Origin of the sequence: Streptomyces triticagri (genome assembly GCF_003429565.1) — a bacterium.
GTDB lineage: Bacteria > Actinomycetota > Actinomycetes > Streptomycetales > Streptomycetaceae > Streptomyces > Streptomyces triticagri.
In genome coordinates this window covers 1-10,628 of record NZ_QUAK01000191.1, presented here as the reverse complement: position 1 = coordinate 10,628, position 10,628 = coordinate 1, and the positions used below count along the sequence as shown (strand labels likewise).

Below are 10,628 nucleotides of genomic sequence, written 5' to 3'. Positions count from 1 at the left end.
CGGTCGGCGCCGCCGCCGAAGACCCGGACGGCCGGGGCGCCGAGCCCGGCCGCCAGGCGCAGGTGCGCGGCCAGGTCCTCCTGGGGCGTGTCCCGCTCGCCGTCGGCGGCCGCCACCTGGACGTACGAGGCGAGGCAGACGAGGTGCAGGCCTGCCGCGCCGAGCCGGGCGGCGAGCGCGTCGGCCTCGGTGGCCGGCATCCGCGGATACGCCAACTGGCCTGCCGCACACCGGAGTTCGACCCCGGTGCAGGCGCCTGCCGGCACCTCCCCCGCCAGGCGGATCACCTCGTCGAGGTCCGCATCGGGGCAGCCGAGCGTGCTGAACGCGCGGCGGTACGGGAGCCGCTGCGCGGGGCGTGGGGTCATACGGTCATCACTCCGTCCGTGACCAGTTCGACGCGGGAGCCGTCGGCCGCGGCCGACTCGTACACGGCGAGCGCCGCCGCGACCACGGACCGCCCGTAGCGGGCGTCCACGTACCGCCCAGCGCCCGGACCGCCGCGCGCGGCGGCGACGAATCCGTCCAACTGGGTGCGCAGAGCGTGCTGTTGACGCTCGGGGTCGGCGCCCCGCAGTCGCTCGGATCCGCCGTCGCGGAGCAGGAAGAGGCCTTCCGTACCGGACACCCGCAAGGTGGCGCGGTCCAGCACCACCTCGGTCTCGTCGAAGTACGGGGCGCCGCGGCTGATCAGAGAGACGGATGCGCTGGTGCCGTCGGCCAGTTGGAGGAGGGCGAGGGCGTCGGTCTCCACGTCGAGTCCGGTACGGCCGTGCACCACGCCGGTCACATGGCGTATCGCGGTTCCGGTGAACCACTGGATGCGGTCGAGGCCGTGGGTGCCGACGTTGAGCACGATGCCGCCGCCGGCCAGTTCGTGGTCGAAGAACCAGGACGGCCGCGAGCCGGGGTCGTAGTGCGCGGAACGCCGGTGGGTGACCAGGACCGGCCGCCCGAACTCGCCGGAGGCGACGATCCGTCGGGCCTCCTCGGCGACGGGGTCGAAGTGCACGACGTGCGCGACGGCGAGCAGGGTGCCGGCCTGCTCGCAGGCGTCGATCATCCGTGTGCAGTCCTCGACGGTGGTGGCCATGGGCTTCTCGACCAGGACGTGCAGACCGGCCTCGGCGGCGTCCGTGACCATCGGCGTGTGCAGTGCGTGCGGGGCGGCCACGATCACCGCGTCGAGCCGGGTCTTGGCGAACATCTCGCGGTGATCGGCGAATACGGGAAGCCCCGCCGGGGCGAGCGCTCGGGCCGCGGGGCCCCGGGGGTCACAGATCGCGGCAACCTCATACCCTTCCGCACCCGCCGCCGCACTCACGTGCGCGGCACCGACGCTCCCCGCGCCGATCAGTCCGATACGGAACCGGCGGCCGGCCGGAACGCTGCTCATGCATGTCTCCTGTCGCAGAGGTACGGGTCGGCGGGGGGCCGCCGAGGGGTTTGTGGCCGACCGGCGGCGCCGGGGGCGCCGAGGGGTTCGGCGGCCGGGGTGGCCGGGGCCTGTGGGCTTTTGTTCGGCTGGGTGCCGGGGGGGGATCGGTGCGGCGGGTGCCACCGAGGTGGTGCGGATCGGCTGGGCACCGGGCGAATCGGTGCGGCGGGGCGCCGAGGTGGTGCGGTTCGGCTAGCGCCGCCGGGGGGATGTGGTTCGGCGGGGCGCCACCGAGGTGAAGCAGTTCGGCAAGCACCTCCGGGGTGAAGCAGTTCGGCAACCGCCGGGGGATACGGTTCGGCGGGATGCCGAGGTGGTGCGGTTCGGCGGGCCACCTAGGTGAAGCAGATCAGCGGGACCGCCGAGGTGAGGAAATTCGGCGGGACGCCGACATGGTGCAGATCGGCGGGCACCACCGGGGTGAAGCGTTTCGGCAAGCACCGCCGGGGCAAGCAGCTCGGCGGGCGCCGAGGTCATACAGCTCAGCGGAGCCACCGAGGCGATGCGCCTCGGAACGCGCCGCCGAGGTCGTGCGGTTCGGCGGGTGCCGGCCGGGGCGGACGGGCCGTGGGCCCCGGCGTGAATGCGGGGCGGCCCGCGGCCGAGCGACGGTGCGGAGAGGTACAGGCCGCCGGCCCCGTTCCTGCCGACCGGTCGGAGCGATCCGGTCGTCGGGCACCGGCCACGGCCGGGATGCGCAGGAGAGACACCGCCCTCCCGCGGAAAGGAGCGCCGTACGCCGCGGACGCGGCCTGAACCGGAACCAGCACGCGGACGCAGCCCGAACCAGAACGAGCCCCCGGACGCAGCCCGAACCAGAACCAGCGCGCAGACGCAGCCCGACCCCGAAACAGCCCCGGACGCAGTCCGCAGTACCCCTCACCCCGCGGACGCAGTCCGCCCCGTGGGCACCCCTGCCACAGACGTCCTCGGACGTCCCCCGCAGGAGGTGCGGACCACCAGGCGGGGCTGGATGTGGACGCGGTGGCTCGGTGCGGAGCCGGCCGAGTCCAGGAGTTCCAGGAGGAGTTGGGCGGACAGCGCGCCCACCTCGGACTTCGGTGGGGAGACTGCCGTGAGCGGTACATCGCCGACCTCCGCGACCTCGTCGTCGTACGCGACCACGGCCAGGTCCCGCGGGACCGCCAGGCCCTGGCGCCGGGCCTCGACCACGAGCGCCGCCGCGTCCCGGTCGCCGTGGCAGAACACGGCGGTGACACCCGCCGTCGCACAGTGCCGGACGTATTCGGCGATCTCCTCGCCGCCCCACACCTCCCGTCTGGCCACCGCCCCGTCGACGACGTCGACACCGAGCAGCGCCGCCGCCTCGTCGAAGCCCTGCGCGACCTGTTCGGCCGTGCCGGTGCGGCGCCGGCCGAGGTGGCCGATCCGCTGGTGTCCGAGCCCGCGGAGGTGGCGGACCGCGAGGCAGACGCCGCCCGCATGGTCGGTGCCCACCCAGGCCGTCGGGTCGTCCGGCTCCGGCGCCGGTGGCCGGCGTTCCACCAGGACGTACGGCAGCGGCAGTTCGCGCAGTCCGTCCACGTACGCCTGCGGGTCGGACATCAGATGCAGGTTGGGCACCAGCAGCAGGCCCTGCACCCCGCTGGCCACCATGGCGTCCAACTCGTCCTGCTCGACGCCGAGTTCGTACTTGGACGAGGCGAGGACGACGCCCACGCCGGCGTCCCGCAGGACGCGCTGGATCCCCTCGACGACGCGCGGGTAGTAGTACGTCGTCGACGGCACGAGTACGCCGACGAGCCGGCGCGCCGTCGACGCACCCGCCGACCCGGTGGGCGGCCCCGGTTCCGGAGGGGCGACGAAGGTGCCTGCGCCCTGGCGGCGCTGGACGATGCCCTCCGTGACGAGTTCACCGACCGCGCGCCGCAGGGTGTTGATGCTGACCGCGAGCGTGTCGGCGAGTTCGCGTTCGACGGGGAGCTGGGTGCCGGGGGCCCAGAGGCCGTTCTCGATGTTCGCCCGCAGCCGCTTCGCGACGTGCAGGTATTTCGGACCCTGAAGGAATGAATCCTTCTCCTGTGCCGATTTCATGCTGGGAGATTGCTGCAAACATGCTCTTGCGTCAACCCACTCGCAATGCTTTTCTGGCCGAAGTTGCAAGAAACTCAGGAATTCATTCCAAGAAATGGAATGAATTCACGGCGCGGGAGAAGTGATGACCGAATTGCTGACCGGGCACCGCGAACTGCGGGAGGAGGCCGGACTGCAGCGGGAACTCGCCCGGCCGGGCCCGGAGTTGGTGGCCGACGCCCGCGACTGGCCGGGCGGCGACGTACTGGTGCTGGGAGCCGGCGGGAAGACCGGCTCCGGGATCGCGGCCATGGCCCGCCGCGCACTGGACGCGGCAGGACGCAAGGACGCCCGGGTCCTCGCCGTCTCCCGGTGGACGGACGCCGCGGCGGGCGTGCAACTCGCCGCGCAGGGCGTCGAGATCGTCGCCGCGGACCTCTCGGACCCGGCCGTCCTCACCGACCTGCCGGAGGCCGGCGCAGTGATGCACCTGGTGGGCGCCAAGTTCGGCACGGCCACCGCGCCCGAGCAGGCCTGGCTGACCAACACCGTGCTGCCCGACCACATCGCCCGCCGCTGGCCCCGCACCCCGATCGTCGCCCTGTCCACGGGCAATGTGTACGGGATGACCGCCCCTGTCACGGGCGGCTCCCGCGAGGGCGACGAGCCCCGGCCCGATGGCGACTACGCGGTGACCTGCCTGGGCCGCGAGCGCGTCCTCACCCACGCCGCCCGCACCCGGGACACCCCGGTCGCCCTGATCCGCCTCAACTACGCGGTCGAGCCCCGCTACGGCGTCCTCGCCGACCTGGCCCGCACCCTGCTCGCCGGCCGGCCCGTGGCCCTGGACACGGGTGCGGTCAATGTCGTCTGGCAGCGCTACGCCAACGAGGTCGTCCTGCGCAGCATCGGCCGTGCCCGCGGCGGCTCGCCGTTCGTCCTGAACCTCACCGGCCCGGAGACGGCAGGCGTCCGGACGCTGGCGCTGCGGCTGGCCGAACTCCTGGACGTAAAAGCCGAGTTCACGGGTGAGTCACCCGCCACCAGCCTGCTGAGCGACGCCACCGCCTGCCATGCGCTGTTCGGCTATCCGGACCGGAGCCTCGGTGAGCTCATCGAGCTGCAGGCGGCCTGGCTGCTCGCCGGGAACGAACTCTGGGACAGGCCGACGAAGTTCGATCGCAGGGACGGTCGGTTCTGATGGCGGCCGCCGCGCTCTCCGCCGAAGCGGCCGAGCTCCTGCACCGCGGTACCGTCGTCCCCGCGCACCCGCTCGCCCTTCGCCCCGACCGCACCCTCGACGAGCGCCGCCAACGCGCTCTGACCCGCTACTACTTGGCGGCCGGCGCGGGCGGTGTCGCCGTCGGCGTGCACACCACCCAGTTCGCGGTACGGGAGCACGGACTGCTGCGCACGGTGCTCGAACTCGCGGCGGAGGAGGTCGACAAGGCCGCGATCGGGACGGACCGCACCGTCGTGCGGATCGCCGGAGTCTGCGGCCCCGTGCGGCAGGCCGTACGGGAGGCCCGTACCGCCCGTGAACTCGGCTACGACGCCGTGCTCGTGTCGCCCGCAGGACTGCCCGACGCGGATCTCGACGCGCTCCTGGACCGCAGTGCCGCCGTCGGCGAGGTGCTGCCCGTGGTCGGCTTCTATCTCCAAGAGGCCGTCGGCGGACGGTACTTGCCGCGCTCGTACTGGCGGCGGCTCGCCGATCAGGAGTCGACCGTCGCGGTGAAGGCCGCGCCCTTCGACCGGTACCGCACCCTGGAGCTGGTCCAGGGTGTCGCCGACTCCGACCGCGGCGCCGAGGTCGCCCTGTACACCGGCAACGACGACGCGATCGTCGCCGACCTGCTCACCCCGTACCACGTGCGGGGGCCCGCGGGACCGACCGTGCGCCACTTCGCCGGCGGGCTGCTCGGGCACTGGGCGGTGTGGACCCGCTCGGCGGTCCGGCTGCTTGCGGACGTGCACGCGGCCCGCGCCGGCGACCCGGCCGCCCGGCGGCGCGCCGAGGCCCGGCTCGCCGGGGACACGGACGCCAACGCGGCGGTGTACGACGTGCGCGGCGGCTTCGCCGGCTGCATCGCCGGAGTGCATGAAGTGCTGCGCCGCCAGGGCCTGTTGGAAGGCACCTGGTGCCTGGACCCCGCGGAGGGTCTCTCGCCGGGACAGGCCGAGGAGATCGCCCGCGTGCACACCACCCACGACTGGCTCCGGGAGGAGGACCCGTTCGTCACCGGCGGTCTGCCCCACTGGCTGCGGTGACCCACCCCTGACCGCCCTTGCCCCACGCGCACCATCCATCCCTCGCACCAACCCCCACTGAAGGAACGAGGCACGAGACACCATGAGAACCGACACGACGCGCACGACCCGGGCCGCCCGGACCAGGAGGTCCAGGAAGACCAAGACGAAGGCCGTGCTCCTGGGCGCCACCGCGACGGGCGTACTCGCCACCCTCACCCTGGCCCCGCAGGCCACCGCGGAACGCACCGACGAGCCGGCCGCCGCGGCCGAGAACGACAAGCGCGCCGCCGCCCTGCAGCAGAACGACTTCGAGCGGCCGGAGGCCGGCGCCCCGTACACCATCTCCCAATGGGCACAGGACGGTTGGGATCTGTCCAAGGACGTCGGCTCGCCGCAGGGCTGGGACACCCGTACCCGTATCGACACCGAGACTCCCGCGCACAGCGGCGACAAGTCGCTGCGCGTCTTCTACCCGGAGGGTCGGATCGATCCGGAGAACTCCGGTGCGCTCGCTCCGTTCGCCATCCCCAAGGCCCAGGAGTACTACCTGTCGTTCTGGGTGAGGTTCAGCGAGGACTTCAGCTGGGGGACCACCCAGTTCGCGGGCAAGGTCGGCGTCGGGCTCGCGGGCGGCAAGGCCTGCTCCGGCGGTCAGCCCTGCAACGGCACCAACGGCTTCACCTCCCGCCCGATCTGGTCCAAGAGCAGCGGAAAGGCGGCCCTCTACTACTACAGCCTGGAGCACGAGGGCGAGTTCGGGGACGACATCGTGCTGCAGAAGGACGGCGCCGACATCGACTGGCCGAAGGGCGAGTGGGTCAATGTCGTCCAGCGCCTCAAGGTCAACACGGTCACCGACGGGCAGGCCAACCCCGACGGCGAGATCGAGGTCTTCTACAACGGCGAGTCCGCCGCGAAGAAGACCGGACTGCGCTTCGTCACCAATGACGACCAGGTCGACAAGGCCTACTTCTCCAGCTTCGCGGGCGGCGGCACCGACGAGTTCGCCCCTGCCAACGACGGCTACATCTGGTACGACGACATCAAGGTGTCCACCTCACGGGACGACATCTGCGAACTGAGCAACAGCTGTTCCTAGGGCCCGCCACGCCCTGACCGATCCGCCGATCAGTTGGTCCGCCGGTCATCCGGTCCATCGACCATCCGGTCCACCGATCCGAGCCGGTGGTGCCGGGAGGACACACCCGCCTCCCGGCACCACCCGCTCCTCCCGCGTACTGGAGTGCTCTTCCTTGCCCACCACACCTTTCCCCGCACCCCGGTCCCTGACCACGTCCCCCGGCGGCGCCCCCGCCGGCGCCCCGGTGACGACGAGCGTCAACTCCGCGCTGCCCGACCAGGGTTACCTGCTGCGTACCGGACCGGACGGGGTGCGCATCGAGCACCGGGACCCGGCGGGCCTGCGCTACGCACTCGCGACCCTCGACCAGCTGCGCGCCTCCCCCGACTTCGCCGCCACCGGCTACGACATCGCCGACCACCCCGACTTCGAGCGCCGCGCCTTCCTGCTCGACGTCAGCCGGGACCGTGTACCGACCCGCCGCACGCTGGCCCGCTGGGTGGAGATCCTCGCCCTGGCCCGCTTCAACCAGCTGGAGCTGTACACCGAGCACACCTACGCCTTCCGCGACCACCGGCAGGTCTGGCAGGACGCGTCCCCGCTCACCGCCGAAGACCTGCGGTGGCTGGACGGGCGCTGCGCCGCGGCCGGCATCGACCTGGTGGTGAACCAGAACACCTTCGGGCACATGGAGCGTTTCCTCGCCCACGACGCGTACGTCCACCGCGCCGAGAACCCGGACGGATTCGAGCGCGGCGGCGCCCACCGCCCAGCGAGCACCCTCGAACCCACCGCCCGGAACGCCGACTTCGCGCACGGCCTGCTCACCGAGATCACCGCCCAGGTCCGCGCCCGGCGCCTGAACATCGGCGCCGACGAGCCCTTCGAGCTGGGCACCGGCCGCTCCCGCGAGCGGGTGGCCGAACTGGGCCTGGGGACCGTGTACTTCGACTATGTGACGCGGGTGATGCGGCCCTGGCTCGACGCCGGATACACCGTGCAGTTCTGGGCCGACGTCTTCGCGCACCACCCCGAGCTCCTGGACCGCGTACCGCCCGGTGCGATCCCGGTGATCTGGCAGTACGACGCGCCCCGGCACGCCGCGGACGCGGTTGCCGCGGACAGCGCGGAGGTCGCCGCCTGGCGGCAGCGCGGCGCCGATCTCGACCTGCTGCAGGACGGCTTCGCCACGCACTGCAAGCGCCTCGGCGACGCCGGGGTCCCGCACTGGGTGGCGCCCGGCGCCGGCAACTGGAACAGCGTCATCGGCCGCCTCGACAACGCCGTGGAGAACATGCTCGACGCCGCCGAGGCCGGTCTGGCGAGCGGCGCCTGCGGGTATCTGCTCACCTCCTGGGGCGACAACGGCATGTGGGACCCGCCGTCGGTGGCCTTCGGCCCGGCCGTGGTCGGCGGCGCCGTCAGCTGGTGCCTGGAGACCAACCGCGACCTCGACCCCGCCCCCGTACTCGACGAGCACGTCCTGCTCGACGCGGCAGGCCTCGCGGGACGCGTCCTCGGGCAACTGGGCGGTGTGTACCGTCTGTTCGGCGTGCCGCTGCTCAACGGCTCACCCATCGCCCGCGCGCTGTTCCCGGACTTCTCGCTGCCGCTGCCGGAGCTCCCGACGCCTGCCGCCCTCGACACCGCGGCGGCCACCCTCGCGGCCTGCCGCCGGGACCTCGCCGACTGCGATCCGGCGGCCGGCGACGGCGACGTGGTGGTACGCGAACTGGTGCACGCGATCGGCCTCGCGGAGTTCGCCGTGGACGTGCTGCGGGCCCGTACGGAGGCGGGCGGCTCCGACGCCGACGCCATCGACCCGCGAGCCGCCCGCCGGCTGCTCCGGCGCCTCGACCCGCTGCTCGCCGAGCAGCGCGCCTGCTGGCTGCTGCGGTCGCGCCCCGGTGGCCTGGACGACAGCCTGGCCCGCATCGCCCCGCTGCGGCACCAGCTCCTGCAGGCGGCCCAGCGGTGACCTCCTCCCCCGCGTCCCCCGAGGTCGACACCTGGCTGAGCACCCTCGGGGGACGGGGCGCCGCACCGGCGGGGCCCGACCCCGTCCCCGTATCGCCGGACGAGGCCGCGCGCCGTCTGCGGCTGCTCGCCGTACCGGCCGAGGACCGGGCGCCGGTCCTGGCGACGCTGCCCGACCCGGTCCGCTCCCCCGCGCTGTGGGAGGCGCTGCGGCACTGCCACCGCACCCTGTTCGCGGAATCGGGCCCGGCGCCGCGCGACACCGTGTGGCCCGACGCACCCGCCCGACTCGGCGCCGCGGGACGCTACTTCTATGTGCACCTGTATCTCCTCGCGCTGCCGACCGCGCTGGAGCGGCAGCGCCGGCTCGGCGTACCGGAGACCGTCGTCGCCGCGACCTTCGCCGATGTCGGCGCCAAGGCGGCCACATACCGTCTCGCGCACGGCACGGGTGGTTTCGACCGGCAGCTCTGGGCGATGCGGCACTTCCGCGGCACACTGCACCGCCTGGGCCGACTGCAGTTCGAGCGCACCACGCGGCCCGCGGCGGCATCCGGCGGCGCGCCCCGGCGGGACGGGCCGGCTCCGGGCGAGACCGTCCTCGACGTGCACATCCCCGAGGACGGCCCGCTGACCCCGGGGGCCTGCGACGCGTCCCTTCGCTCGGCCCGCGCCTTCCACGACCGGCACTTCGCCGCGGCGCCCACTGCGCGCTTCGCCACCTGCAGCTCCTGGCTCCTGGACGACCAGATCGCGGCGTATCTGCCCCCGTACTCCAACATCGTCCGCTTCCAGCGCCGCTTCACCCGCTACGCCGACGGGCCCGGCGCCGAGCGCCCCGTCGCCGACGACGACATCCTGCAGTTCGTTTTCCACACCCCACCCGGCACCACCGACCTCGGCCGCCTACCGCGGCACACCACCCTGCAGCGCGCCGTACTCCACCACCTCGACACCGGCGCCCACTGGTACCGGCCCACCGGCTGGACCCGACTCCCCTGAGCCTGCTGCCTGCACAGTTGTGACCTCACTGCTCTTGCAAGTGGTTCGCAAGAGACCCCTATCATTGAGCGGTTCACGACATCACAGAGGAACGCAGCAGCGCCGGAGGCGGAGTCCCCATGCATGTGCCCGACGGATTCATCGACGCGCCCGTGTCCGTCGCCGCAGGCGTCGCCGCCGCCGGTGCCGTGGCCGTCAGCCTGAAGGGGGCCCGACGGGAGCTCGACGAGCGCACCGCGCCGCTGGCCGGGCTCGTCGCCGCCTTCGTCTTCGCCGTGCAGATGCTGAACTTCCCCGTCGCCGCGGGCACCAGTGGCCATCTCCTCGGCGGGGCACTGGCCGCGATCCTGGTCGGGCCCTTCACGGGGGTCCTGTGCATATCCGTCGTACTGCTGATGCAGGGCATCCTGTTCGCCGACGGCGGGCTCACCGCGCTCGGCGTGAACATCGTCGTGATGGGCGTCGTGACCAGCGTCGTCGCATACGCCCTCTTCCGCGGCCTGGTGCGCGTACTGCCGCGCACCCGCCGGTCCACGACCGCCGCGTCCTTCGTCGCCGCGCTCGTCTCCGTACCGGCCGCGGCCTGCGCCTTCACGCTGATGTACTGGATCGGCGGCACCACCGACGTCCCGATCGGCAAGGTCTTCACCGCGATGGTCGGCGTGCACCTCCTGATCGGTGTCGGCGAGGCCGTGATCACCGCGCTGACCGTCGGCGCCGTGATCGCCGTCCGCCCCGACCTGGTGCACGGCGCCCGCGGCCTCGCCGCCCCGTTGAAGCTCCGCATCGGGGGCGAGCTGGTCGACGCCCCGGAGCCCGCCGCCGCGCCCGAGCCCGCGGCGG

Annotated in this window: 8 protein-coding genes and 1 pseudogene; 6 read left to right on the top strand and 3 right to left on the bottom strand. The window is 73.1% G+C overall.

Annotated features, from left to right (window positions below; genetic code table 11):
- The 3 genes and pseudogenes from DY218_RS26405 to DY218_RS26395 form a co-directional block, all read right to left on the bottom strand.
- Positions 1-368 (bottom strand): annotated as a pseudogene (locus DY218_RS26405) (TIM barrel protein); the annotation flags it as partial.
- Complete coding sequence (locus tag DY218_RS26400) at positions 365-1,396, bottom strand: Gfo/Idh/MocA family protein (protein WP_128558636.1); 1,032 nt, start codon at positions 1,394-1,396, stop codon at positions 365-367. The pseudogene DY218_RS26405 and the gene DY218_RS26400, both read right to left, overlap by 4 nt.
- 921 nt (positions 1,397-2,317) lie before the next feature.
- Positions 2,318-3,493: a GntR family transcriptional regulator gene (locus DY218_RS26395; protein ID WP_128558635.1), complete on the bottom strand. Its 1,176-nt coding sequence runs from the start codon at positions 3,491-3,493 to the stop codon at positions 2,318-2,320.
- A 124-nt stretch (positions 3,494-3,617) separates the two neighbouring features.
- On the opposite strand from DY218_RS26395, the gene DY218_RS26390 reads away from it, so the two are divergent.
- The 6 genes from DY218_RS26390 to DY218_RS26365 all read left to right on the top strand — a co-directional run.
- Positions 3,618-4,673: an NAD-dependent epimerase/dehydratase family protein gene (locus DY218_RS26390; RefSeq protein WP_128558634.1), complete on the top strand. Its 1,056-nt coding sequence runs from the start codon at positions 3,618-3,620 to the stop codon at positions 4,671-4,673.
- Positions 4,673-5,743 (top strand): dihydrodipicolinate synthase family protein, encoded by a 1,071-nt coding sequence (locus DY218_RS26385; protein WP_128558633.1) that lies wholly within the window; start codon positions 4,673-4,675, stop codon positions 5,741-5,743. Before DY218_RS26390 ends, DY218_RS26385 begins: the two co-directional genes overlap by 1 nt.
- An 82-nt stretch (positions 5,744-5,825) precedes the next feature.
- Positions 5,826-6,824: a polysaccharide lyase gene (locus tag DY218_RS26380; RefSeq protein ID WP_128558632.1), complete on the top strand. Its 999-nt coding sequence runs from the start codon at positions 5,826-5,828 to the stop codon at positions 6,822-6,824.
- 154 nt (positions 6,825-6,978) lie between these two features.
- Positions 6,979-8,784, top strand: a complete 1,806-nt coding sequence (locus DY218_RS26375) for a family 20 glycosylhydrolase (RefSeq protein ID WP_128558631.1) — start codon at positions 6,979-6,981, stop codon at positions 8,782-8,784.
- Positions 8,781-9,785: an acyltransferase domain-containing protein gene (locus DY218_RS26370; RefSeq protein WP_128558630.1), complete on the top strand. Its 1,005-nt coding sequence runs from the start codon at positions 8,781-8,783 to the stop codon at positions 9,783-9,785. The genes DY218_RS26375 and DY218_RS26370 overlap by 4 nt, the downstream gene beginning before the upstream one ends.
- 119 nt (positions 9,786-9,904) lie before the next feature.
- Positions 9,905-10,628, top strand: a 724-nt coding sequence (locus DY218_RS26365; protein ID WP_128558629.1) for an energy-coupling factor ABC transporter permease, incomplete at its 3' end; no start/stop codon positions are given.

Coding starts and splice junctions, on each gene's coding strand:
- DY218_RS26395 (WP_128558635.1), bottom strand. CDS start 3,493: ATGAAATCGGCACAGGAGAAGGATTCATTCCTTCAGGGTCCGAAATAC.
- DY218_RS26380 (WP_128558632.1), top strand. CDS start 5,826: ATGAGAACCGACACGACGCGCACGACCCGGGCCGCCCGGACCAGGAGG.
- DY218_RS26385 (WP_128558633.1), top strand. CDS start 4,673: ATGGCGGCCGCCGCGCTCTCCGCCGAAGCGGCCGAGCTCCTGCACCGC.
- DY218_RS26400 (WP_128558636.1), bottom strand. CDS start 1,396: ATGAGCAGCGTTCCGGCCGGCCGCCGGTTCCGTATCGGACTGATCGGC.
- DY218_RS26390 (WP_128558634.1), top strand. CDS start 3,618: ATGACCGAATTGCTGACCGGGCACCGCGAACTGCGGGAGGAGGCCGGA.